Here is a 23,952-nt window from a genome sequence, read left to right on the forward strand (position 1 = left end):
TTCAGGCCGCCGCCACCGGCGAGTAGTCGGTGGCGGGGCCGCCGGCCAGGACCTGGCTGGTCCGGCCGTCCACGCCGACCGGCACGTCGCCCGCCACGGTCACCCGATGCAGGCGCCGCGGTCCCGCGAAGTCGTGCACCACGCGGTGCTGGGTGGCGCGGTTGTCCCAGACGGCCACGTCACCCGGCGCCCAGCGCCAGCGCACGGTGTTCTCCACGCTGGTGACGTGCTCCTGGACGAGCTTGATCACGCTGTTCGACAGGTGTGCCGGATAGCCGGAGACGCGGCGGGCGAAGTCGCCGAGCAGGATCGAGCGCTCCCCGGTCTCCGGGTGCACCCGCACCACCGGGTGGAGCGTCTCGAACACCGTGGAGGCGAAGATCTCCGCGTACTTCCTGGTGCGCTCGGGGTCGTCGGAGAAGGCCACGCGGGCGTAGTCGTACTGGTTGGTGTGCACCGCGTGCAGCCCGTCGAGCAGCGCCCGCAGCTCGGACGGGAGCGTCTCGTACGCGGTGACCGTGTTGGCCCACAGCGTGTCGCCCCCCGCGGGCGGCAGCTCGATCGCGCGCAGGACCGAGGCCAGGGGCGGGCGTTCGATGAAGGTGACGTCGGTGTGCCACCGGTCGACCTTCTGGCCGTTGCTGTAGTCGAGGTCGAGGACGTGGCCGCCGAGCGAGGGCAGCGTCGGGTGGCCCGTGGTCAGCTCGCCGAGGCTCCTGGCGAAGGCGATCTGACCCTCCTGGTCGAGGTGGTCCTGGCCGCGGAAGAAGACGACCTTGCGGGAGAGCAGGGTCTCGCGCACCTGGGCCACGGTGTCCGCGGACAGATCGCCGCCGAGCTTCACGCCTGAGATCTCGGCGCCGATGCGGCCTGCCACTGGGGTAACGGTGAAGGACGACATGCCCCTGATTCTCCACACAATAGGTAGGAAATACAAGGAATGCGAGAATCCGACCATGGACTTCGGCATCCTCGGCCCCTTGGTCGTCCGGTCCGCCGACGGCACGGAGATCGCCGTCGGCGGACCCCGGCCGCGTGCGCTGCTGACGATGCTGCTGCTCAACGCGGGGCGGGTGGTCTCGCTGGAACAACTGATCGACTGGCAGTACGGCGACGCGCCACCGGCGGGCGCGGCCAACGCCGTGCAGGCACAGGTCTCCCGGTTGAGGCGCCACCTGCCCGTCGAGTTCGACGCCGTCGGCTACCGGCTGGCCGTGCCTGCCGAATCCGTCGACGTGCACCGGTTCGAGGCCCTGGCCGGGGAAGGACGGCGGCTGCTGGCCTCCGGACATCCCGCACCGGCCGCCGCGACGCTGCGGGAGGGCCTGGCGTTGTGGCGCGGACCCGCCCTTCCCGACCTGCCCTTCGGACAGTCGCAGGTGGCCCGGCTGGAGGAACTGCGGCTGTCGGCCCTGGAGGACCTGGCCGAGGCCGAGCTGCTCCTACCGGCGGGCGACGCGCAGACCCGAGGACCAGGAGGCGCCTCCGTCGCCGCGTTGCAGGAGCTCGTCGAGGCTCATCCGCTGCGTGAACGGCTCGTCGCGCTGCTCATGCGGGCCCTGCGGGCCGCAGGGCGGCAGGCGGAGGCGCTGGCCGCCTTCGACGCGGCCAGGCGACGGCTTGCCGACGAACTGGGCGCCGACCCGTCGCCCGAGCTGACCGAGCTCAACCTGGCCATCCTTCGCGCCGACCGGCCCGCTCCCCGGCCCGGGGTGGCGGCGCCGCTGACGAGCTTCGTGGGCCGCGCGGCCGAACTCCGCCTCCTGGCCACCGGCGCACGCCTGACGACGCTCGTGGGCCCCGGCGGGGTCGGCAAGACCCGCCTGGCCACCGAGTTCGCCGCCCGGGAACCGGGCGAGGTCTGCTTCGTCGACCTGTCGCCCGTCACCGACGAGGCCGGCGTCGCCCCCGCCGTGCTCGGCGCGCTCGGCGTGCGCGAGAGCGGCCTGCAGCCCGTCGGCGACCCCGCCGACCGCCTGGCCATCGCCCTAGCCGACCGTGACCTCCTGCTCGTGGCCGACAACTGCGAGCAGGTGGTCGTCGCGGTCGCCAGGCTGATGCGGCGCCTGCTGGGCGAGTGCCAAGGGCTGCGTGTCCTGGTGACCAGCCGGGAGGCGCTGGGCCTGACCGGCGAGACCCTCGTGCCCCTCGCACCCCTTCCCGCGCCGCCGCTCCCGGCCTCGCCCGGCCAGGGCGCCGCCGAGGCCGCGGCCTACCCGTCCGTGCGCCTGTTCGCCGACCGCGCGGCAGCCGTACGGCCCGGCTTCGAACTCACCGACGCCAACGCCGCCGCCGTCACCGCGATCTGCGCCACCCTCGACGGCCTCCCGCTGGCCATCGAGCTCGCCGCGGCCCGGCTGCGCACCTTCCCCGTCGAGGAGATCGCCGCCCGCCTGGCCGCCGACGGCCGGTTCCGGCTGTTGTCCAGAGGCGACCGTACGGCTGCCGCCAGGCACCAGACCCTCACCGCCGTGGTCGGCTGGAGCTGGGACCTGCTCACCCCGGACGAGCAGGAACAGGCCGCCCGGTTCTCGATCTTCGCGGGCGGTGCGACGCTGGAGGCCGCCGAGGAGATCTGTGGTGACGTCACCGACCTCGTTGACAAGTCCCTGGTCGTGATCGACGGCGGGCGCTACCGCATGATGGAGACGATCCGCCTCTACTGCGCCGCCCACCAGCCGCCCGAGGTCGCCGCCGAGCACGCCGCGTACTACCTGGAGCTCGCCCGTCGCGCCGACGACCACCTGCGCGGCGCCGAGCAGCTGGAATGGCTGGCCGCCCTCACCGCCGACCACGCCAACCTGATGGCCGCCCTGCGCCACGACCCGCGGACCGGACGCCAGATGATCTCCGCGCTGGCCGCCTACTGGTGGCTGAGCGGGCGCAGGAGCGAGGCGGGCGAGCTGGCGGCGGGGCTGCTGGAGGAGCAACCAGGCCAGGAGGAGGACTACGTCTCCTGCGTCGTGCATGCCGTACCCAGGGTGGAGCCGTCGCACTGGGAACGGGCGGCCGCGATCATCAGGGGCGCGCGCACGCCGTTCCGCCACCCGTTCGTCGTGGCGATGTTCGGCATGCTCGCCGGGCCGTTCGACTCCGACAACCACACGCTGCTGGACAGCGAGCCGTGGACCAGGGCGCTCAACCGGCTCGGCCGCGCGCTGCTGCAGGCCATGGGCGGCGACCCCGCCGGAGCCGAGCGGGAGCTGGAGGCGGTGCTGGCGGCCTTCCGCACACTGGGGGAGCGGTGGGGCGTGGCACAGGGGCTCGACGGGCTGGCGATGGTGGCGACCTGGCGCGGCCAGTGGCGCCGCGCCCGCGAGCTGCGGGGGGAGGCGCTGGTGTTGCTGGAGGAGCTCGGGGCGCTGGAGGAGTGCGGGGACATTCTCGTACGGCGGGCGGAGGCGCTCGTGCGCGAGGGGGATCTCAAGGGGGCGGCGGACGACTACCGGCGCGCGGACGAGCTGTTCCGCAAGGCCGGCCAGCCCGGACGGTCGACGTTGGGGCTGGGGGAGCTGGCCCGGCTGGAGGGCCGGCTGGACGAGGCCGGAGCGTTGCTGGAGCGGGCGCTAGAGGAGGCGGGGCAGGGCGGGTTCGTGGTGGAGGGAGCCCAGGCGAGGGCGCTGACGGCGCTCGGGAGGCTGGCCCGGGCCAGGGGCGACGCCCCCGATGAAGCTCGGGCGTTTCACGAGCGGGCCGTCGGCCTGGCGCGGCGCTCGCCCCTGGCCTGCGACCTGGCCGACGCCGTCGAAGGCCTGGCCGGTGCCGTACCTCCCGACGACGCGGCCCTCCTGCTCGGCGTGGCCGTGGCCCTGCGCGGCACGGCCGCCGTCGGGGACCCCGACGTCGCGCGGACCGCCGAGGCCGTCCGCGACCGCCCCGAGATCTTCGCCCGAGGCGCCGCGATGAGCCGCGAGGAGGCGCTGACAACCCTCGACCGGATTGTCAGCGACTGATCAATCAGCTGTCAGCGCCGCTCACGACGCTGTACCCATGACGAACACCACCACGGTCCTGATCTCCGGCGCGAGCATCGCCGGCCCCGCGCTCGCCTACTGGCTGGCCCGCGACGGCGCCACCGTCACCATCGTCGAGAAGGCGCCCGCCCTGCGCCCCGGCGGCCAGGCGGTCGACTTCAAGGGCGAGACCCACATGGAGCTCCTGAGCCGCATGGGCATCCTGGAGGAGGTGCGTCGGCGCCAGACGGGCGGCACCGACGTCACCTTCGTCTCCCGCGACGGCGAACCGCTCGCGGTGATGCCGGGCGAGTTCACCGGCGGCGACCTGGAGATCCTGCGCGGCGACCTGTCCGAGATCCTCTACGACCTGACCTCGCCGACCTGTGAGTACGTCTTCGGGGACTCGATCACCTCGCTGACCGAGACGGCGTCGGGCGTGCACGTGACCTTCGAGAAGGGTGCGCCCAGGACCTTCGACCTGGTCGTCGGCGCGGACGGCATCCACTCGAATGTGCGCAACCTGGCCTTCGGTCCCGAGAAGGACTACGTCAAGCACCTGAACTACTACTACGCCCTGGTCGACATGGCCCCGATCACGCACGAGGCGGTCGGCTACAACGAGCCAGGACGGATGGTGCAGCTCGGAGGCTCGAAGGCGCCGACGTTCTTCGTCTTCTCCTCGCCCGAGCTCACCTACGACCGCTACTCGGCCGACGAGCAGAAGCGGATCCTGCTCGACGCCTACCGCGGGCTGGGCTGGCGCGGGCCGGAGATCCTCGCCGCCCTGGCGGGGGCCTCGAACGTGTACCTCGACTCGATCGGCCACGTCGAGATCGACCGCTACTCGACCGGGCGCGTGGTGCTGATCGGCGACGCCGGATACGCCCACACCCTCGGCGGGATCGGCACCGGCCTGGCCCTGACCGCCGCCTACGTGCTGGCCGGGGAGCTTTCGCAGGCGGACCACCGCACGGCCTTCGGGAGGTACGAGGAGATCCTCAGGTCCTTCGCGAAGGGCGCCGCCCAGGGCAACGCCGGGCGGTTCCTGGCCCCGCGCAGGAGGTACGGCATCTGGCTGCGCAACCTGCTGTTCCGCAAGCGCTTCCTGCTCGACCAGATGGCCAAGGAGGGGGAGAAGCGCGCAGCCGGGCAGCACCGGCTGCCCGACTACAGCTTCGCGTGAACGGCGTTCTGTCAGCGGAACGACGCCGCGTTCTCGCTCGCCCACTGCGCGAAGGAACGTGCCTTCTTCCCGGTGACCTGCTCGACGGTCGGCACCACGGTGTAGCCGACCTCGGGGGTGTTGCCGAGCGCGTCCACCAGGAACTCGATCGTGTCCTGCCCCATGCCGAACCCCGCCCACATCTCGCGTGCCTGCTCCTCGGTCAGCTCCTCGAAGCGGATCTCCTTGCCGATCGCCGCGCTGAGCTGCCGGACCTTCTCCGTGGTCCGTACCGCCTCGGGGCCGGTCAGCGTGTAGGTGCGACCGCCGTGTCCGCCCTCGACGAGCACGGTGGCGGCCACCGCCGCGATGTCACGCTCGTGCACCATCGCGCTCAGCCGCTCGCCGTACGGCTCGCGGATGACGCCCTGGTAGCGCACGCTGTCGGCCCACCACTGCAGCGTGTTCGACATGAACTCGACCGGGTTGAGCAGCGTCCACTCCAGCCCGCTTTCCGCCAGCGCGGTCTCCAGGGGCCCGTCGGCCCGCCCGCCGAGCACGGTCACACGCTCGACGCCGGCTTCGGAGAGCGCCTCCACGAGCTTGTCGCCGTTCTGGAGAGGTGCGTAGTCGTCGCCGGCGAAGTTGATGAGGTGGACTCCGACGACGCCCTCGAGCGCTGCGCGCAGGCCGCTGGGGTCGGCCAGGTCGCCGCCCACCACCTCGACGCCCGCCGGCAGGTCGGCCCTGGCCGGGTTCCGGGTGAGCGCACGGACCTGGACGCCCGCCTCGAGCAGTTCGGCGACGACGTGGCGGCCGACGGTTCCGGTGGCTCCGGTGACGAGGAAGGTCATGGTGATGCACCCCAGTTCTTTGTGGAACGGAACGATTGGTTCCACTTTATCAGAACGGAACGATTCATTCCACAAAGGCCACGGCCTCCCGCACCCGAGTGCGAGAGGCCGTGGCCCTATGGGGATCAGAAGGCGCTGATCGTGGCAGGGGCTCGTTCCGTACGGCTCAGCGCGCGGATCACCGCCGTCGGGCCATGGCGGTACACCGCGAGCTTGGCCAGCAGGTCGACCACCGGCTCGATCACCCGCGCCGGCAGCTCAGGAGTCGGAATGCCCACGCTCGCCGCCAGGTCGTCGGAATGCACGACGATCTCCATCATGCGGGTCAGCAGGAAATCGTCGAGATCGAGCGACCAGCCCGCCCACGGCAGGAAGACCACCCGGCCGGGCTCCTGCGCGGGCACGTCCCGGGTCAGGCGTCCGAGCAGGCCGGTGACCCTGGCCGTGAGGGTCTCCGGACCCTCGGAGGCGACCTTCTCGCCGCCCTGCCGTACGCTCACGTTGCTCTCGTGATCGAGACCCGCCTGCACCCATGGCGAGCGCACGAAGTGCTGCAGCACAGGGATCAACTCGCCGCCGTTGCGGTCGGCCGCCAGCACGTCCTCGACGCGCACGAGCTGGTTGGCCAGGTGCGCCGCCAGCCCGCCCACCGAGAACTCCGTCAACGCGCTCGGCTTGTGCCAGGCGGCGGCCACCGCCGGATCGCCCAGCAACGACACCGCGGACTTCGCGGCGACCAGGTAGGACTCTCTGATCATTCGGTCGTTCCTCCTCGTGACGTGCTCATGATGTGACATGCGCCGTGCCGCCCTTGTGCCGTGCCTTATTCCGTGTGCCGTGCGGTGCCGTGCCGTGTTCCGTGGGCTGTGCCTTATGACGTGCTGAACAGGGCGCTCACCGACTGCCCGTCGTGGATCCGGCGCATCGCCTCGGCCAGCGCGGGCGCGATCGACAACACGGTGAGGTTGTCGCTCGGCTTGGGAACCGGCACGGTGTTGGTGCAGACGATCTCGACCACGTTCGGCTCGGCGCTCAGCCGCTCCACGGCGCCGCTCGCGAACACGCCGTGCGTGCAGGCGATGCGCACGTTCCTGGCCCCCCGCTCCCTGAGCCGGGCCAGCAGCTCGATCACCGTCGACCCCTTGGCGATCTCGTCGTCGAGGACGATCACGTCCTTTCCGGCGACGTCGCCGATCACCGAACTGATGACCACCCGGTCGTCACTGAAGCGCTGCTTGGCACCCACGGCCACCTCGACGCCCAGCATACGCGCGAAGGCCGCCGCCTCCTTGGCGTTGCCCAGGTCAGGGGAGACCACCACCGTGTTGGCCAGATCGGCCTTCTGGAAATGCGCGGCCAGCTCGTTGAGCGCGTGCAGGTTGTCGACCGGGACGCTGAAGAAGCCGTGCACCTGCGGCGAGTGCAACGTCATCGTCAGCACCCGGCTGGCACCCGCGGTAACCAGCAGATCGGCCACCAGCCGTCCGCCGATCGAGATCCGCGGAGCATCCTTCTTGTCCGACCTGGCATAGGCGTAGTGCGGCATCACCACGGTCGTCCTGGCCGCGCTCGCCCCCTTCGCGGCGTCCAGCATGAGCAGCAGCTCCACCAGATGTTCCTGCACAGGCGGGACGAGCGGCTGGATGAGGAAGACGTCGCGCTCGCGGCAGTTGGCCTGGAGCTGGACCTCGAGACAGTCGTTGGCGAACCTGCTGACACGGACCGGATGGAGCGGGGTGCCGAGCTGGGCGCAGATCTCCTCAGCCAGCTCGGGGTGGGCACTGCCGCTGAACACTGTGATGTCGCGCACGAACTCTTCCTGACGCGGGCGGAATATCAGGGCCGTGCGCAGCCTACCCAACCCCCTTTTGGGGGCAGGTGGTCAGGTATGCCGGACTGTCAACCACTCCGCGCTGACAGGCTGGTATCCCAGCTTGTCCGTCAGGAACTCGGCCACCGCGGTCATGTGATACGCCCCGTACAGCACCGCCACCATCAGCGGCTGCTGCTGCTTCATCCTGTAGATCTTCCCCAGGGCGGAGATGAGCTCCCTGTCCCTGTCCTCCACGGTGATGCGGTTCCACGCCTTCGCGATGCGATTCGTGGGCTGGTCCTTGCGCGACGTGTCGTCGATGTCGGGCAGATTGCTCGGGAAGGCGACCCGGCTCAGCCACGTCACCACCGCACCCGCGTCCGAGAGAAACTCGTCGAGCTTCGAGGGAGGGGTGTCCGCGTGGAAGTGCTCGGGCCACAGGATCGGGATGCCCAAGGACTCGATGTCCATCGCGACCACCTGATCGACGAGATCGTCCAGCCGGTACTCGGCCAGGCGGCGCAGACGCTTCATCTCGGCCATGGGGTAACCCTCGGCCACGATCAGGCCCGTGCCCTTGAGGCGGGCGGTGACCTCCTCGTAGAAGGCGGGCTCCGCGATGTGGACCATGGGGAAGAGGACGAACTGCATGGGGGTGCCGGGTCGACGGAACGTGATGACCGACGACCTTATGCTCGTGTCGCTCGACTCGATGAACCGCATCGAGATTGCCAACGAGCAAACGGGCTCAGTCGTTCCCGCTCTTGGAGGGTGCTCGGTGGGGCCTGCTTAACCCCTCCGCGCCGCTCGCCCCCGTTTCCGCCCGCTCGCCTCCGCCTCCGTCCGCTCGCCTGGTTCCCGTTCGTCAGCTGAGCACACTGTGCCGCCCTCCCGTGCGGCCAGCGCACGGTGGCCCGGGGCTCTGGCCGAGGGCCGGCGAGCAGGGTGCGCGGTGGATGGCACGCGAGACGGCGGCGCCAAGCGTCCCGTCGGCCGGCTGCGCCCTCAAGCGGCCGCGTACTCCTGCAGCCGGGTGGAGCGCCCCGGGTGCCGGAGCTTGGACATGGTCTTGGCCTCGATCTGCCGGATCCGCTCCCGAGTCACCCCGTACACCCGCCCGATCTCGTCCAGCGTCATCGGCTCCGCCCCCGTCAGCCCGAACCGCATGGCGATCACGCCCGCCTCCCTCTCGCTCAACGTCTCCAGCAGGTCGGCGATGTCCCTGCGCAGGAACTCGGCGTCCACCGCCGTCGCCGGGTCGACGGCGGCGGTGTCCTCGATCAGGTCCCCCAGCTCGCTCCCGCTCTCCTCGCCGAGCGGTGTGTGCAGCGAGATCGGCTCCCGCCCGTAGCCCTGGATCTCGGTGACCTTCTCGGCGGTCAGTTCCGCGGCGGTCGCGAGCTCCTCCACGGTCGGTTCGCGGCCCAGTTCGACGCCCAGCTGGCGCTCGATGCGGGCGAGGCGGTTGATCTGCTCCACCATGTGGATGGGCACCCGGATGGTGCGGGCCTGGTCGGCGAGGGCGCGGCCGATGGCCTGCTTGATCCACCATGTGGCGTAGGTCGAGAACTTGAAGCCGAGCCGGTGGTCGAACTTCTCCACGGTCCGCATCAATCCCACGTTGCCCTCCTGGATGAGGTCCATGAACGCCATCCCGCGCCCGGCGTAGCGCTTGGCGATCGAGACGACCAGGCGGAGGTTGGCCTCGAGAAACCGCTGCCTGGCGCGCCGGCCGTCCTCGGCGAGCCATTCGAGGTCGGCGCGCAGGGCCGGGTCGCAGTCGGGCTGGTTGTCCAGGCGCTCCTGGGCGAAGAGCCCGGCCTCAATCTTCTCGGCCAGCATGACTTCCTCGTCGGCGGTGAGCAGGGGGATGCGGGCGATCTGGTTGAGGTATTCAGAGATCTGCATGGACCTAAGATTATGTCGAACCTAAGTTGTTGTCAACATAATTTTATGACTAACCTAAGAAGCGTGAACCTGAGGGAGCAGAAGAAGCTGGAGACCCGCGAGGCCATCTCGGACGCCGCCACCCGGCTCTTCGTGGAGCAGGGCTTCGAGAAGACCACGATCGCCGAGATCGCGCACGCGGCGCGCGTGTCCAAGATGACCGTCACCAACTACTTCGCGAGGAAGGAGGACATGGCGCTTGACCATCACGAGCAGTTCGTCGCCGGGCTGGCCGCCACGGCGGCCGCGCGGGCCGAGGGGGAGACGGTGTTCGCGGCGCTGAGGCGGAGCCTGCTGGAGGGGGTCGCGGCTCAGGACCCGATCATCGGGTTCGCGGGGCAGGAGTTCTCGCGGATGATCGCGGAGAGCCCGACGTTGGTCGCGCGGTTGCGGGATCTGCATGAGCAGAGGGAGGAGGCGCTGGCGTGGGAGTTCGGGGAACTGGATGACGTGATGGCCCGGGCGGTGGCGGCGCAGCTGGCGGGGGCGCATCGGGTGATCTTCGCCGAGGTGCAGCGCCGTACGCTGGCGGGGGAGAGCAACGCCGAGATCGCGGCGGCGGTGGCGCAGGACGCTCGGCGGGTTTTCGACCTGCTGGAACCGTCGGTCGGGCGGTTCTAGGCAGAGGGCGGTTCTATGCAGAGGGTGGGCCAGGTGGCGGGCGGTCCCGCGCTGCGGTTGGTCCTACGCTGCGGGCGGCTTCGGCCGACGCCGCGGGCGCGTCGGGTGCGCGGGTCGGGTGCGCGGGTCGGGTGAGTGGCGGGTCTGGTGAGTGGCGGTCGGGTGAGTGGCGGTCGGGTGAGTGGTGCGGGGTGTGGTGTGCGGGTGCGTGGCAATCAGACCGCCAGCTCTTCCAGCAGCCGGGCCTCCACCTCCGCGTCCAGCCCCACCCGTGGCCGGTCCGCCCGCTGCGGTGCCACGCCGCCGAGCTCCTGCAGCCACGTCCACGTGTCTCCCACCGTCTCCGCCAGAGGGCGGCACCGCACCGCCGCCTTCCGCGTGTCGAAGCCGTACACCGAGTCGTACAGCTCGCCCGGCGGCGCCCAGATCGGCAGGTCCAGCCACGGCTGTACGCCGGCGGCGAGCAGCGGCTCGGCGGGCACCCACCGCAGCACCGCCGCGGACCCCGTCACCGACACGCACGTCTCCAGCAGCTCGCCCATGGTCGCGAATCCCGGGGGCCCGATGACGCTGTACGCGCCGCCGGCGGTGGTGTCGAGGCACCATTCGGCGAGGTCGCGCACGTCGATGTACTGCAGCCCGAGCGAGGCGGGCCCGGGGGCGAGGACGTGGCCGCCGCGCGCGATGCGGGTGAGCCAGTACGGCAGGCGCCCGATGTTCTCGTACGGGCCGATGATGAGCCCGGCACGCGCGAGCACGGCCCGATCGCCGAAGGCCCGCACGACGGCGAGTTCGGCGCCGCGCTTCATCGGCGCGTAGTCGGCGTCGCCGCCGGCCGGGTCGCCGTCGATGACGGGTGCGTCCTCGGTGGAGCCGGGGGCGCTGGGGTAGGTGTACACGGACGAGCTGGAGATGTAGACGTATCGCCCGGCCCGGTCCTTCAGCAGCTCGGCGCTGTCGCGCACGGCCGAGGGCGCCCATGACCAGGTGTCGGCCACCACGTCCCAGGTGCCGGTGCGAAGCGCCGTCAGGTCGGTGAGGCGGTCGCCGCGCAGCGCCGTGACGCCCGGCGGCGGCTGGTGGGTGCCGCGGTTGAAGACGGTCACGTCGTCGCCCCGCCGCAGCGCGGTCTCGACGAGGGCGCGCCCGGCGAACTCGGTTCCCCCCAGCACAAGGAGTCGCATATCGAGGAGTCTGTCCGATTCTCTCGCGGGAGAGGGCTGATTAAGCTCCTGGCGCATGGATCTTCTACGTCTCAGCGACCAGATCGAGTCGATCTCCAGGACGTACGCCGACAGGGTCGGGATCGAGCGCGACGACGCCTGGTTCCTGCTCAAGCTCCAGGAGGAGATGGGTGAGCTCACCCAGGCCTACCTCATGCGCACGGGCCAGGCCAGGAGCAGGGGGTTGAGCAGGGAGGAGATCGATCGCCGGTTCGGGGAGGAGGTGGCGGACGTGCTGTGTCACGTCCTGCTGCTGGCTCGCCACCATGGCGTGGACCTGGAGGGGGAGGTGGGTGCCAAATGGCTCGCCTGGCTCGGCCGTACAAAAGAAGAGGCCCGCACCGAAGTGCGGGCCTCGGAGTGATCCTTTACGGCAGGACCGTGATGTGGGTCGGGGCCGGGGGAGCCACCGGCGAGTTCGCGCCCAGGTAGGCGACGAACGCGTCGATGTCCAGCGGGCCGCTCCACAGCGACTTGTCCGTACGGCCGGCGAGCTGGGCGAAGGCGTCACCGCCGCCGACCAGGAAGTTGTTGACCGCGACCTTGATGGTCTGGGTGTCGGTCACCGCGACGCCGTCGATCTTCATGTCCGACACCTTGGAGCCCCAGGCGGCGCTCGTGGAGTAGGAGTAGGTGAAGTTCGAGGAGGGCTGCAGGATGCGGCCGGCCGCGACCTGGTTGTTAGGGCCGCCGGCGAACTGCTGCTCCAGCACGGTCTTGAGCTCGGCCCCGGTGAGGGTGATCACCTGGGTGAGGTTGTTGAACGGCTGGACCGCGAAGGCCTCGCCGTACGTCACGACGCCGTCGCCCTCGGTCCCCGACTGGGTGAAGCTGAGGTCGGTGCGCACGCCGCCGGGGTTCATGAAGGCGATCTGGGCGCCGCCCTCGGCCTTGGTGGCGGCCAGCTGGGAGTCGGCGATCAGGGTGCCGAGCGGGAACTCGCCGGAGGCGGCCGGGGCGCGGCCGATGCTGGCGGTGATGGTGCCGACCTGCTTGTTGGAGACCGGGGCGACCGCGGTCTTCCAGTCGGCGACGAGCTGGGCGATCGCGGCGTCCGGCGCGTAGAGCCTGCCGGTGTACGGGCCGTTGTTGACGGTGCCGCCCGAGTTGGTGATGTAGGCCGCGGGGGTGGCGACGACGTGGTTGTCGGCGGCGACGGAGGCGCGGTCGACGTCCTTGGTGCGCGGGTTGACCGTGAAGTCGATCTGCGTGAGCACGCGGCCGAAGGAGGAGCCCTGCGTGTAGACGCGGCGCTGGCCCTTCGGGTCGGCGGTCTCGCAGATGTAGGCCTGGTGCGAGTGGCCCATCACGACCACGTCGACGGCGGCGTCGAGGCCCTTGGCGATGACCTCGCCGGCGGTGCCGACCTTGCTCGGGCAGGCGTCGGGGCTGGCGACGGCGACGGCGTCACCCTCGTGGACCAGCGCGACCTGGACCTTGATCCCCAGTTTGGTCAGCCACTTGGAGGCGCGGTTGCCCGCCTCGACCTCATCCTGGAAGGTCAGGCCCCTGATGCCCTCGGCGGTGACGATCGTGGGGGTGGTCTTGGTGACCAGGCCGATGTAGCCGATCTTGACGCCGTTGACGACCTTGATCGTGAAGGGCGCGATCGGGTAGCGGCCGCGCTCGTCGACCACGTTGGCGGCGAGATACTTGAAGTCGGCGCCCTCCCAGGGGCCGCCGGGGGCGGGGGCGCAGCCGTCGACCGGGTGGCAGCCGCCTTCCTGGATGCGCTTGAGCTCGGCGATGCCCTCGTCGTACTCATGGTTGCCGACACCGGAGACGTCCAGGCCGATCTGGCCGAGGATCTGCACGGTGGGCTCGTCGTGGTAGGCGGCCGAGATCAGCGGCGAGGCGCCGATCAGGTCGCCGGAGGCCACGACGCTGGTCTTGTGCGGGGCCCAGTGCTGCTTGACGGCGGTGGCCAGCGAGGCCGCGCCGCCGGTGCCCTGCACGAAAACGCCGTTCTCGTCCAGGATGCGGCCGCTGGAGCCGGTGGGGGTCTCCAGGTTGCCGTGGAAGTCGTTGATGGTCAGAAGGCGGACGGAACCGTCCTTCTTCGGGGGCTTGGCCGCTTCTGCCGGGATGCTCGCCAGAGCGAACCCGCCCGCGGCCACGGCTCCGGCCACCGCGAGCCGGAGGAGGGTACGTGAGGTCATGTGGCAGAACGTTACGGGGTGTAGCTATGCATCAAATGTCGCAAAGGTAACGATTCATCTGTCCTGCTTATGGCGTTGTTTGCCAGTCAGGCACCTAGAGTTCGAGCTGTGAGTGCTTCTGTGGAGATCAAGGAACGCTTGAGCGATCACGACATTGCCGAAGTCCTCGGTGTCGTGGAGGCCGCGACGGAGGCGGACGGGGTGCGCCCGCTCAACGAGCACGTCATGCTGCACCTGCGCTACGGCGGCGACGACCAGGCCCGCTCCGTGCTGCTGCGCGCCGGTTCGGAACTGGCCGGATACGCCCACATCGACCCCACAGACGAGGTGGAGGGTCCCAGCGGGGAACTGGTGATCCACCCGTCGTTCCGCCGTCAGGGGTACGGCAGGCGGCTGCTGCGTGCCGTACTGGAGCTGACCGACGGGCGGCTGCGGCTGTGGGCGCACGGCGGCACGCCGGGGTCGGACGCGCTCGCCCTGTCGGCGGGGCTGGAGCGGGTCCGGTCGTTGTGGCAGATGCGGCGCTCGCTCTACGCCCCGCTCGCCGCCGTGCCGATGCCGGAGGGGGTGAGTGTGCGCACCTTCGTCCCGGGACAGGACGAGGAGGAGTGGCTGAAGGTGAACGCCGCCGCCTTCGCCCACCATCCGGAGCAGGGCGCGTGGACCATCGACGACGTGCGGCTCAGGGAGAGCGAGTCGTGGTTCGATCCGGCCGGCTTCTTCCTGGCCGAGCGCGACGGGCGGATGGTCGGATTCCACTGGACGAAGGTCCACGGATCCCACGATCACGGGCACGAACCCATCGGCGAGGTGTACGTGGTGGGCGTGGACCCGTCGCAGCAGGGGACCGGGCTGGGCAAGGCGCTGACCGTGGTGGGCCTGTGCCACCTGCGCTCACGCGGCCTCGCGCAGGCGATGCTCTACGTCGACGAGGACAATCCGGCCGCGATCCGGCTCTACACGGGGCTCGGCTTCAGCCGGTGGGACGTGGACGTGATGTACGCGTCGGCTCCCTCGGAAAACTGAAAAGCGGTACGGCGGAGCCGTACCGCTTGTTCGGTTCCGTGTGCCTATTCCACGATCCAGTAGAGCGGGAAGAAGCACAGCGCGGCCACCAGGGCTGCCATCGGGATGGTCAGCACCCAGGCGGTCACGATGTTGCCCGCCACGCCCCAGCGCACCGCTGACAGGCGCTTGGTCGAGCCGACACCCATGATCGCGCTGGTGATCGTGTGAGTGGTGGAGATGGGGGCGCCGAAGCCGATCGCCGCGCCGTACAGGACGGTGGCGGCGGCGGACTCGGCCGCGAAACCCTGCGGTGGGTCCAGCGCGATGATGCGCCGGCCGAGGGTGCGCATGATGCGCCAGCCTCCGGCGTACGTGCCGAGGGAGATCGCACCCGCCGCGGACAGGATCACCCACTGCGGGATCGGGTCGCTCTCGCCGACGTAGCCGCCGACGAAGAGGGCCAGGAAGATCACGCCCATGGTCTTCTGCGCGTCCTGCAGGCCGTGACCGAGCGCCATGGCGGCCGCACTGACCGTCTGGGCGTAGCGGAAGCCGCGGTTGGCCTTGCCCGGCTGGGCGTTGCGGAAGATCCAATAAATCGCGATCATGATCAACGCGGCGAGCGTGAAGCCGACGACCGGCGAGAGGATCATCGGGATGACGACCTTCTCGACGATCCCGCCCCACAGCACGGTGCTGTCCTGGCCGGGCGGGGCCGGGACGAGCGCGGAGGCCAGGGCGCTGCCGACCAGGCCTCCGATCAGTGCGTGGCTGGAGGAGGAGGGCAGTCCGAAATACCAGGTGATCAGGTTCCACGTGATCGCGCCGATCAGGCCGGCGGCCACGATCACCAACCCGTGATTGCCCTCGGGTGTGGTGATGATGCCCTTGCCGACCGTCTGCGCGACCTGGGTCCCCAGGTGAGCGCCGATGAAGTTCATCGCGGCCGCCATGAACAGCGCGGCCCGCGGCGTCAGTGCCCGGGTCGACACCGACGTCGCGATGGCGTTCGCCGCGTCATGGAAGCCGTTGGTGTAGTCGAACGCCAGAGCGATGATCACCACGCCGATGACGAGGAACAGCGTGAGGTCCACTTAGCTTTCCTTGACCGCGATCGACTCGATCGTGTTGGCCACGTGTTCGAAGTGGTCGGCGGCAGCTTCGAGCTGGTCGATGACCTCCTTCATCTTCATGACGGTGAGAGCGTCGTACTCACCGCTGAAGAGCTTGGCCAGCAGGCGCCGGTAGACCTGGTCGGCCTGGTTCTCCAGGCGGTTGACCTCGATCCAGTACTCGTTGAGGTTCTTCATCGAACGCAGGCGTGGCATGGCCTCGGCGGTCAGCTCCGCTGCCCGCTCAAGCACCTCGACCTGGCGCACGACGTCCTTGGGAAGGTGGTCGATCTGGTACAGCACGATCAGATCGCTGGCCGCCTCCATGGCGTCCATCACGTCGTCGAGGTTGCTCGCGAGGCGATAGATGTCCTCGCGGTCGAACGGCGTGATGAAGCTCTCGTTCAACCGGTTCATGATCGCATGGGTGCGCTCATCACCGGTGTGCTCGCAAGCACGCATCTTCTCGGCCAGGCCTTCCCTGTCCGAGCCGTCGCTGATGATCTCAACCAGCAACCGCGATGCGGTGACCAGGTTGTTCGCCGAGTCGGCGAACAGGTCGTAGTAGCTGTCCTCACGTGGCGTGAGACGCAGACGCACGTCGATCTCCAGATGTGCGGGGATGGTCCGCAGAGAAGGGTACGGGTAGCCCGCAGAAACGCGAACTTCACCCACTCTTCTACCCCTGGCTACCCTCTGTGTGGTTTCTGAACACGCAGATTGCCGCATCCTTTGGGGTTTCGGTCACCTGGCGGACGTGCGACTTTGCCTCCTGTTCACCTTCCGTTCATCTTCTGGTCGGCGAAAGTTCAGATTTTGGTCCGGTGAAAGTTCAGGTACGAGCGACTCGGTGTGGGTCCACGCTGACCCTGGTACCGGCTTCCGTACCTTTCGCTACCGTACGGATGCTCCGCCGGAGAGCTCAGCCTGAACACGCACAGCTGGCCGATCTTCATGCCCGGGTGCAGCTTGATCGGGAGCGTGGCCACATTCGACAACTCCAGCGTGACGTGACCGCTGAAACCGGGATCGATGAAACCCGCCGTGCTGTGCGTCAGCAACCCCAGCCGGCCCAGGCTCGACTTGCCCTCCAGGCGGCTGGCCAGATTGTCAGGCAGAGAGATCACCTCGAACGTGCTCGCCAGGACGAACTCACCCGGATGAAGGATGAACGGCTCGTCACCCTCGGGCTCGACCAGACGGGTCAGATCCTGTTGCTCCGTCGCGGGGTCGATGTGGGGGTATCGGTGGTTCTCGAAGACGCGGAAGAAGCGGTCGAGACGCACATCGATGCTGGAGGGCTGGAGCATGTCCTCGTCGAAGGGATCCAGGGTCAGGCGACCTGCGTCGATCTCGGCAAGGATGTCTCTGTCGGATAGCAACACGGGGTCGAACTTACCGTGTGGAGGGGTTGTGGGGTTGCTCGACGGGGCTGGGTTTCCGCTACAGTGGTGGCGCGGCCGTTGGTCGGTTGCGGGTGTAGTTCAATGGCAGAACATCAGCTTCCCAAGCTGACAGCGCGGGTTCGATTCCCGTCACCCGCTCTCAGCATGAAAAAGCCAGGTCAGGGATCGTTCCTCGATCTACCACTGGTCGTTTCGGGCTACTTTCGATCTTCCATGGCCGATCCGTCTGGACCTTGGCTGTCCAGCATGCTGAATGGCCTACTCCTCAAACCAGGCCACCAATCGGACAGCATCCTCTCCTTGGACGTGCGCGAGCGTGCGCATGACTGTCCACACCGCATGCCAGTAACCGTCAGGCGGTACGACATGGCGGCGTGTGGCACGTTCGACGCGGAAGATGGTGTTTCCGGCATTCCACTCGATGCCTTCATCCCACAGCGCGACCTGCCCAGGATCAACCGATAAGGTGTCCACGCCACTCGCCCGAGCGAAACTACGGCTCCAGACCGAGCGGTAAACGAGTTCCAGGGTTTGGTCGGGAAGCTGCCGGTACTGGGCTACGTTCGTCGGATGAAGGGCCGGTTCATCCCAATCGATCGCGGCGACCTCTTCCCAGCTCAACCAAGTGACGCCGAAGGCGGCCTCCCCCCATTGCGCCAATTCCGCTTTGGCGATCTCCGATGCGTCCTGGGGGAGTCCGCGATCGGCCGCGATCGGTCGCCAGTCGCCTGAGCTGTGTACGCCGAAGAGGCAATCGAAGGCGTCGTAGTCTCTGTGCACTCCCAGCAGAGACAGAGAGATGGCGGCGCACCAAGCGGAGTCACCTATGTCGAGCCCGCGGGTCCACGTGCGGCACTCGACAAACCCGTGGATGCTGGTTCCCATGCCGGGATCTTCTTCCTCGCGCAGCGGTGCTGTCCAACCCCTTTGATCACGAGCTGCTCTCGGGTAGGGCGTTTCGATGCTTGGGTGATGCGTCATGCACGTGCATACGGTCCGCCAGGCCGTGCCCGCTGCGTGCCCGTTCGGACGGCGATCAACGGGGAGTCGCGGGAACTCACGGTCACTCGACTGAAATCGGCCCAGGTCGGCGTTTGGGGCCGGTGATGAGGCGGTCGATCGCGTCGGTGATCGTTTTGGTGCGTGTTTGTAGAGATCATCGGGGCCGGAGGTTGTCGTGGCTCGTCCTGGCCATCAGGTCCTTGAGGCCGACTCCTGAGGCGGCGGCGGACATGTTTGCCGGTGTGACGGAGATCATGGAGCGGCCTGCGGGACGTCGATGACGCGGACGGCTTCTGGCCAGGCGGATACTCGGTTGCCGGTAGTTAGGTCGAGCCGCTTCCTACTGCGAGGAGCGCGACAGAGCGGCCAAGAAGGCGGTCCCGTCGTTGCAGGGTGGCCGGCCGAGCCGGGCACTACTCCACCACTGCTTGACCGGCGCACTCAAGGGCCGCCGTATTCGGATCACTGCCGAGTGCTGGAGACGATAGTTCCTGTCAGGACCGCAGGCGATTCGTGTGCGGTTGAGGTGCCCGCACTCAGGACATCGGAGCCGGAGCCAGCCGCCGGCGCCGTGACCGAGGCATTCATCCCCGTGCAGATGACCGGCATGACGGCGGTGTCCAGCAGGCGGGCCGCGTTCTCGTCGGCTTACGCGGCATCGACGCTGTTCGACGACTCCAATGAGATCAACGTGGCCGGGCTGTCGCTCAACGTGATCTGCCAGAGCTACCCGGGGCATCAGCTCAAGCGCCTGTTGGAGTACGGCACGCGAGTTGGCTGCTTGTTCATCGATCCGAATCCGTGCGTGGGAGGCGGAAAGAGGGCTACACGGACAGCACGCTCGTCACGCTGCGCGGGCTCATCATCAGCATGTTGACCAGGCTGTGCAGCCGGTTGGACGAGGACGCAGCGTCTCGGTTGGAGCTGCATGTCGACATCGAAACGATCCGCTTCAACATCTTGGTCGTTGGCGGGGCGCTCTGCGTGGTTCAGCCATATCTGCCGCAGCCGCGCGGGATCGATTCACCTACGCTAGCGATCACCGACAACGCCGCCGCTGACGGGTTGTTCCCCGTCTTCGACCAGGTGTTCACCTCGATGTGGGAGCGGAGCAAGCCTTATGACCATCGACGCTCGGACACTGCTCCCGATCGCCGAGCGTGCCGTCTCCATCGCCAGTGAGATCATCCGTACCAAGCATCCTGGTGTGGTCACCGCCAAAGGCGACCGCGACATGGTTACTGAGGTTGACCTTGCCGTCGAGTACGCCGTCCGCGAGTTCCTGTCACAGGAGACACCGGGGGTGGGGTTCATGGGGGAGGAGGAAGGTGTCGCAAGCAATGCCGGGGACGGGCTGATGTGGTCGCTCGACCCCCTCGACGGAACAGCCAACTTCACGCACGGCATCCCCCTGTGCGGCACCTCGCTCGGGTTGTTCGATCGAGACCGGGCGGTCCTGGGCGTAATCGACCTGCCGTTTGTAGGGCTCTGCTACGCCGCAGCGGAAGGGGCGGGGGCCACTGCCAATGGCGAGACTATTGGCGCCAGCCGTACCGAGACCCTGGATGCCGCGATCGTTTCGGTGGGTGACTACGCGGTGGGGCCAGAGGCCGAGCGGAAGAACCGGCTACGCCTCGCCTTGAACTACCAACTCGCGACCCGCGTGCAGAGGGTCCGCATGTACGGCTCAGCCGCCGTCGATCTCGCCTGGGTGGCTGACGGGAAGTCGGACGCGTGCATCATGCTCTCGAACAACCCGTGGGACACCGCCGCTGGAGTCGCCATCGCCCGCGAAGCCGGAGCCGTCGTGGTGGACAACGACGGATCACTTCACTCCATAAACGCCAAGGCGACGATCGCAGCCGCCCCGAAGCTCGTGGCCGATCTCGTCGAGCTCATCGCCGAGGCACAGAAGACTTCGCGAATCGCATGACCTCGACCCGGAGAGAAGAGCCCTTCGTGCCTGATCGCCCTGCCTACTGGAATCCGCTTCCTGCAGCGCGCCAGATCGTGTCCACATGGGACGATCCCGAACGAGCGCTCTCCGGCAAGTGGGAGCAACGCAACTGGCGCAACGTCCCCGGACCGTTCTACGGCGCGGACACAGACACCTGTGCGACGGGACCCCTGGTCGCTCCGCGCCGCGTGCTCTGCGACGAGAACGGGATGGAGTTCGTCTACCGTCAGCCCCAGGATCCAGCCGCGCTGGCCGAGGTCCTGGATGCTGTCTGGCAGGACCCTTTCGGAGGCTACGCGTGTGACGGCGATGATCACTGGACCTGTGCCGATGTCCGGGGATGGTGGTCCGAACGAGGGCGAGTTCGTGAGTGGGCGCAATCCCTGGCCATCACATACTCAACAAGTAACAACGAGTTCGACAGGGCGGCGGTAGAACACCTCAGAGACTTCGCTGACTACCTGGACGGCGACCTGAGGGACTACCTTCGTGGCTACTTGTTCTGGCTCTCCGAAGGTCGCGAGCCCCATCCTGATGAGGCTCTACCGCTCTTGTGATGCCACTAGCTGGACGCGCCTTTGGGTTGTTGGCCCTTGCAATGGCCCTGCGCTGCCGAATAGTTCTTGTAGGTATCAAGCGGCGGTTCGGCGCGCCGCCGGACCCCCGGCCCTCCGCCCGCCTGCAGTCCGGGCATGCGGCCTGGCGGCTGGTCCCGGACGACGGCGGGACACCGGGCCGGCCACCGTACGCCAGCCCCGCCGCACCGACCGAACGCACCGACCGGAGTTGCCGCGCCGCCGCACAGATACAGCCCTACGATCGCCACCGCATGGCTGGTCACCGAACATGGTCGGGGGCGACCGACGGTCCAGGGCTTCGTTCCTCAGCCCTGGCCCACCGAGCCATGTGGTTGATCACCGTGGGCCTTCTGCTCCCTCCACCACGTCACATCCACCTCCCAGTTCATCGGCTCCGCCCATAGCTGGGCGCGCTTAACGATCTCGTCAGGGAGGCGTACCGAATGTTCCCTTACGTAGTGGGCCAACCCTTGCGGCCACAGGAACACACCATCCGTGAACTCCAAGCTGCCGTTGGGCTTGTCACAGATCCGGCATTGCGAAAAGCCTGCTGTGGCGTAGGGCATGCGCTGACCACTCTCAAGGTACGCAGCGAGCAGGTCGCGCTCTTCGGGAATCCAGTCAGGATCGACCCAGTCGTTCGGCCGAGGCCACTCCGGAGCTTCAGGACTCCACCAGTAGCCGATCAGCCGCAGTGAGGTACGGGCATCCACCATGAGCAGATGCTCGCACGATCACGCTCAACCTTGGCCCGATAAGTGTCAGCCGGAGAGCGTGTGCGTTGCTCTCACCGATATTCGGACTCATCGAGCAAGCGTGTCTCACGCCATACATCGTCAACGCAACGCCCTTCAGCCACAACCCGATGACCACTTTCACGCGTCGTATAGATCACGAAGCGCTCCGGCAGCACAGCAGTCGCCTCATCTTCAGGAAGCTCATAACCCGCTCCGACAGGCACGACCGAGTGCCGAAACCCCTGAACCCAGGGGAGCAGCCAGCAAGGCCCGTCCCGCCCCTGCCACTGCAGCAATGCCCCACCACGCCAGGGGCATACAAGATGGTCCAAGGGCCGGTAATCATCGAACAGCCCCACTCGCGCCATTATGACTTGGCTCGCATAAAGCCTCCGGCGGGGCGTTCCGGATCCGGGAGGGTCGCCCTACCAGGTAACAACGCCGTTGGTGGACGAGGCGGACAGCGCGCGCGTCGCGCAGAAGAACACCACGTTGCGTGCCGATCGCCGGGCCATCAGCGGGCCATTAGGAGGGGTAACGAGGGGTCAATCACGGTCACTAAGGACCAGCTTTCTGCCCAGCTCAGCGCCCCAGTGGGCCGCGATCGATGCAGTTCCCAGGCTGACAGCGCGGGTTCGATTCCCGTCACCCGCTCCAATGAAGAAAAGCCAGGTCAGGGATGGTTTCCCGGCCTGGTTTTTGATCTTTCCGGGGGCTTGGATGATCTTCCGTGCCCGTTACGTACCCGATCCGTCTTGATCTTGCTTGTTGATGGCCTCCTCCGTGAGCTTCCCGAGGGCGTCGGCGATGGCCCGGTCGCGCTCCATCGCGGTGTGCTGGTAGATCAACGCGGCGCGGGTGGTCGAGCGGCCCATGCGGGTCATCAGATCGCGGAGGCTTGCGCCCGAGCGGGCCGCGAGGTCGTTGCCCGTGTGACGAGGGTCATGGAAGTGGAAGCCCTTGGCTTGGTCTTCTTGAGGGCAGTTGCCCGGACGCGGGAGAAGTTCGCGCGGCGGAGTTTGGCCCCCTTGGGGTCGACGAAGACATGTCCCTCGTCGCCCCTCCCGGCGTGGGTCTCCATGTTGGCCTTGAGATCCAGCGGCAGAGCCGGGAGGGAGACGAGGCACTTGCCGGCCTCTGACTTGGGCGGGCCAATCGTCACCGAGTCGTCCTTGAGCTCGGTCGTGGTGCCGACCACGCGGATGGTGCCCGCCTCCAGGTCCACGTTCCGGCGCTGGAGTGCGGCCAGTTCGCCCCAGCTGAGGCCTGTGAAGGTGGCCAGCAGGATCAGCATGCGGAAGTGCGGTTCGATCGCGTCGGCCAGGGGGTAGACCTGCTTGATCGTGAGCACAGGACGCTCCGGTGAGTCCTCTTTGCCCACTCGCCGGATCTTGCAGGGGTTCGTCTTTATCAGGCCGTCGCTGATGGCGGTGTTGAAGATGGGCCTACCTCAGCCCGATCGACTACGAACAGCGATCAGAGAGGCTGCTCATCGCAGCATGATCCCCGTGTCCACACTCCGGGGGAACGCCCGCACACCTAGGGAAGTGTGATCTCCCAGTCGCCAATATCGAGGACAGGCCAGTTGGCGATGTCTCTTACGAAGTCGACTACGGAAGCGCCGATAAGGATAGGCCGTCCAGCTTGTGGCCATGATGCCAGGCGAGAGCCATGGGCCACGGTCTTGACTCTGCCAAGGATGTGATCAAGGCTCTGGCCTATTCAATGGGAACATACGGCTTAGTCGGGGCAATCTCCGTGCCACCTCTGCCGGATTCCGGGAGTCCCGCGGAAGTCCTGTGGGGTTGGGATCGCTCTGGTTGACGTACCCGCGTTCCTCCATCGCGTCATAGACGCCCTCCTCTTCACCGGTGGCCTCTTCGTAGGCTCCGGCGGCCACGTAGGACAACGCCTCCCACTCTGGCCACTCAGCATCGGCCCACTCCTGCATTGGACGGTCTGCCAGCCGTCGCACCTCGGGTACGTCGGCCAGGTTGTCGGGGTCGGCTACTACTAGGTCGAAGGTGTCACGGCCCAGCCCGATCAGCCAAGCCTGGAAGTACCAGAAGCTGTCGGTGGAACAGTAGCCATCGAGGATCAGGTCGGCGGCTTCCCACATGTCGTACGTGTCGGATCGTCGTCGTATCTGGTTGAGAAGGACTTGGAAGTCGACGATCCAGGCCAGCGGGCACTGCGCAAGGTGGAAGGCGAGCCACCGCAGACGTTCATCAGGATCGCTGGTGACTTCCTGGGACCGCCGAATGAAGAGCCAGAACTCGTCAACGTTCATGACGCTGCATGGTGCCAGGTTCGGCTGACAATTGGAGTTGCCCCGGTTTGATGGACACGTCAGGGCTTGCGGCTACGCGGCAGCATAGTCGCCTTCTGGGATGTTCTTGAGCGCGTGTCGGTGCTCG

Annotated in this window: 23 protein-coding genes, 1 tRNA gene and 1 pseudogene; 9 read left to right on the top strand and 16 right to left on the bottom strand. The window is 68.0% G+C overall.

What is annotated here, in order from left to right:
- Position 1 precedes the first annotated feature (1 nt).
- The gene (locus HNR30_RS44085) at positions 2 to 877 is read right to left on the bottom strand and encodes a TauD/TfdA dioxygenase family protein (protein WP_312895057.1); all 876 of its coding nucleotides are present in this window, start codon (positions 875 to 877) and stop codon (positions 2 to 4) included.
- Between the two features lie 79 nt (positions 878 to 956).
- Here HNR30_RS44085 and HNR30_RS44090 point away from each other — a divergent pair, with 79 nt between their 5' ends.
- Together HNR30_RS44090 and HNR30_RS44095 are read left to right on the top strand one after the other, a co-directional pair.
- Positions 957 to 3,953: an AfsR/SARP family transcriptional regulator gene (locus tag HNR30_RS44090; protein WP_181616196.1), complete on the top strand. Its 2,997-nt coding sequence runs from the start codon at positions 957 to 959 to the stop codon at positions 3,951 to 3,953.
- A gap of 37 nt (positions 3,954 to 3,990) precedes the next feature.
- Positions 3,991 to 5,139 carry an FAD-dependent monooxygenase gene (locus HNR30_RS44095; RefSeq protein ID WP_181616197.1) on the top strand — a complete coding sequence of 383 codons (1,149 nt, stop codon included), beginning with the start codon at positions 3,991 to 3,993 and terminating at the stop codon, positions 5,137 to 5,139.
- A gap of 11 nt (positions 5,140 to 5,150) precedes the next feature.
- On the opposite strand, the gene HNR30_RS44100 is transcribed toward HNR30_RS44095, so the two are convergent.
- From HNR30_RS44100 to HNR30_RS44120, 5 genes are all read right to left on the bottom strand, one after another.
- Positions 5,151 to 5,972: an NAD(P)H-binding protein gene (locus tag HNR30_RS44100; protein WP_181616198.1), complete on the bottom strand. Its 822-nt coding sequence runs from the start codon at positions 5,970 to 5,972 to the stop codon at positions 5,151 to 5,153.
- Between the two features lie 125 nt (positions 5,973 to 6,097).
- Complete coding sequence (locus HNR30_RS44105) at positions 6,098 to 6,730, bottom strand: maleylpyruvate isomerase N-terminal domain-containing protein (RefSeq protein WP_181616199.1); 633 nt, start codon at positions 6,728 to 6,730, stop codon at positions 6,098 to 6,100.
- Between the two features lie 113 nt (positions 6,731 to 6,843).
- Positions 6,844 to 7,782: a ribose-phosphate diphosphokinase gene (locus HNR30_RS44110; RefSeq protein WP_181616200.1), complete on the bottom strand. Its 939-nt coding sequence runs from the start codon at positions 7,780 to 7,782 to the stop codon at positions 6,844 to 6,846.
- A 72-nt stretch (positions 7,783 to 7,854) separates the two neighbouring features.
- Positions 7,855 to 8,508: a hypothetical protein gene (locus HNR30_RS44115; protein ID WP_181616201.1), complete on the bottom strand. Its 654-nt coding sequence runs from the start codon at positions 8,506 to 8,508 to the stop codon at positions 7,855 to 7,857.
- A 282-nt stretch (positions 8,509 to 8,790) separates the two neighbouring features.
- Positions 8,791 to 9,693 carry an RNA polymerase sigma factor gene (locus HNR30_RS44120; protein WP_181616202.1) on the bottom strand — a complete coding sequence of 301 codons (903 nt, stop codon included), beginning with the start codon at positions 9,691 to 9,693 and terminating at the stop codon, positions 8,791 to 8,793.
- A 63-nt stretch (positions 9,694 to 9,756) separates the two neighbouring features.
- Here HNR30_RS44120 and HNR30_RS44125 point away from each other — a divergent pair, with 63 nt between their 5' ends.
- Positions 9,757 to 10,353, top strand: a complete 597-nt coding sequence (locus tag HNR30_RS44125) for a TetR/AcrR family transcriptional regulator (RefSeq protein WP_312895058.1) — start codon at positions 9,757 to 9,759, stop codon at positions 10,351 to 10,353.
- A 215-nt stretch (positions 10,354 to 10,568) separates the two neighbouring features.
- Here the strand turns inward: HNR30_RS44125 and HNR30_RS44130 are convergent, their stop codons facing one another.
- Positions 10,569 to 11,537, bottom strand: a complete 969-nt coding sequence (locus tag HNR30_RS44130; RefSeq protein WP_181616204.1) for an NAD-dependent epimerase/dehydratase family protein — start codon at positions 11,535 to 11,537, stop codon at positions 10,569 to 10,571.
- Positions 11,538 to 11,592: 55 nt separating this feature from the next.
- On the opposite strand from HNR30_RS44130, the gene HNR30_RS44135 reads away from it, so the two are divergent.
- On the top strand, positions 11,593 to 11,940 hold the full coding sequence (locus HNR30_RS44135; protein ID WP_181616205.1) for a nucleoside triphosphate pyrophosphohydrolase family protein: 348 nt from the start codon (positions 11,593 to 11,595) through the stop codon (positions 11,938 to 11,940).
- A 4-nt stretch (positions 11,941 to 11,944) separates the two neighbouring features.
- Here HNR30_RS44135 and HNR30_RS44140 read toward each other — a convergent pair whose 3' ends face one another.
- On the bottom strand, positions 11,945 to 13,735 hold the full coding sequence (locus tag HNR30_RS44140; RefSeq protein ID WP_181616206.1) for a bifunctional metallophosphatase/5'-nucleotidase: 1,791 nt from the start codon (positions 13,733 to 13,735) through the stop codon (positions 11,945 to 11,947).
- A 108-nt stretch (positions 13,736 to 13,843) separates the two neighbouring features.
- Here HNR30_RS44140 and mshD point away from each other — a divergent pair, with 108 nt between their 5' ends.
- Positions 13,844 to 14,761 carry a mycothiol synthase gene (gene mshD / locus HNR30_RS44145; RefSeq protein WP_312895059.1) on the top strand — a complete coding sequence of 306 codons (918 nt, stop codon included), beginning with the start codon at positions 13,844 to 13,846 and terminating at the stop codon, positions 14,759 to 14,761.
- Between the two features lie 44 nt (positions 14,762 to 14,805).
- On the opposite strand, the gene HNR30_RS44150 is transcribed toward mshD, so the two are convergent.
- The 3 genes from HNR30_RS44150 to dcd form a co-directional block, all read right to left on the bottom strand.
- Entirely contained in the window at positions 14,806 to 15,837 is a 1,032-nt protein-coding gene (locus tag HNR30_RS44150; protein WP_181616208.1) for an inorganic phosphate transporter, read from the bottom strand.
- Positions 15,838 to 16,455, bottom strand: a complete 618-nt coding sequence (locus tag HNR30_RS44155; RefSeq protein ID WP_181616209.1) for a DUF47 domain-containing protein — start codon at positions 16,453 to 16,455, stop codon at positions 15,838 to 15,840.
- Positions 16,456 to 16,664: 209 nt separating this feature from the next.
- The gene (gene dcd, locus HNR30_RS44160; protein ID WP_181616210.1) at positions 16,665 to 17,240 is read right to left on the bottom strand and encodes a dCTP deaminase; all 576 of its coding nucleotides are present in this window, start codon (positions 17,238 to 17,240) and stop codon (positions 16,665 to 16,667) included.
- Positions 17,241 to 17,328: 88 nt separating this feature from the next.
- On the opposite strand from dcd, the gene HNR30_RS44165 reads away from it, so the two are divergent.
- Positions 17,329 to 17,399: transfer RNA gene (locus HNR30_RS44165), tRNA-Gly, on the top strand.
- 120 nt (positions 17,400 to 17,519) lie between these two features.
- On the opposite strand, the gene HNR30_RS44170 is transcribed toward HNR30_RS44165, so the two are convergent.
- The gene (locus HNR30_RS44170) at positions 17,520 to 18,146 is read right to left on the bottom strand and encodes a hypothetical protein (protein ID WP_181616211.1); all 627 of its coding nucleotides are present in this window, start codon (positions 18,144 to 18,146) and stop codon (positions 17,520 to 17,522) included.
- A 724-nt stretch (positions 18,147 to 18,870) separates the two neighbouring features.
- Here HNR30_RS44170 and HNR30_RS50735 point away from each other — a divergent pair.
- From HNR30_RS50735 to HNR30_RS44185, 3 genes and pseudogenes are all read left to right on the top strand, one after another.
- Positions 18,871 to 19,445 (top strand): annotated as a pseudogene (locus HNR30_RS50735) (DUF5919 domain-containing protein).
- Positions 19,384 to 20,196 carry an inositol monophosphatase family protein gene (locus HNR30_RS44180; RefSeq protein ID WP_181616213.1) on the top strand — a complete coding sequence of 271 codons (813 nt, stop codon included), beginning with the start codon at positions 19,384 to 19,386 and terminating at the stop codon, positions 20,194 to 20,196. The pseudogene HNR30_RS50735 and the gene HNR30_RS44180 overlap by 62 nt, the downstream one beginning before the upstream one ends.
- Positions 20,197 to 20,222: 26 nt before the next feature.
- The gene (locus HNR30_RS44185; RefSeq protein WP_220134696.1) at positions 20,223 to 20,777 is read left to right on the top strand and encodes a hypothetical protein; all 555 of its coding nucleotides are present in this window, start codon (positions 20,223 to 20,225) and stop codon (positions 20,775 to 20,777) included.
- Positions 20,778 to 21,103: 326 nt separating this feature from the next.
- Here the strand turns inward: HNR30_RS44185 and HNR30_RS44190 are convergent, their stop codons facing one another.
- The 4 genes from HNR30_RS44190 to HNR30_RS44205 form a co-directional block, all read right to left on the bottom strand.
- Complete coding sequence (locus HNR30_RS44190; protein WP_181616214.1) at positions 21,104 to 21,514, bottom strand: hypothetical protein; 411 nt, start codon at positions 21,512 to 21,514, stop codon at positions 21,104 to 21,106.
- Positions 21,515 to 22,272: 758 nt separating this feature from the next.
- Complete coding sequence (locus HNR30_RS44195; protein WP_181616215.1) at positions 22,273 to 22,410, bottom strand: integrase; 138 nt, start codon at positions 22,408 to 22,410, stop codon at positions 22,273 to 22,275.
- 8 nt (positions 22,411 to 22,418) lie between these two features.
- Entirely contained in the window at positions 22,419 to 22,886 is a 468-nt protein-coding gene (locus HNR30_RS44200; protein WP_181616216.1) for a site-specific integrase, read from the bottom strand.
- A gap of 354 nt (positions 22,887 to 23,240) precedes the next feature.
- Positions 23,241 to 23,825, bottom strand: coding sequence for a DUF4240 domain-containing protein (locus HNR30_RS44205; protein WP_181616217.1), 585 nt, complete (start codon positions 23,823 to 23,825; stop codon positions 23,241 to 23,243).
- Positions 23,826 to 23,952: the final 127 nt, after the last annotated feature.

Origin of the sequence: Nonomuraea soli (assembly GCF_013761175.1) — a bacterium.
GTDB lineage: Bacteria > Actinomycetota > Actinomycetes > Streptosporangiales > Streptosporangiaceae > Nonomuraea > Nonomuraea soli.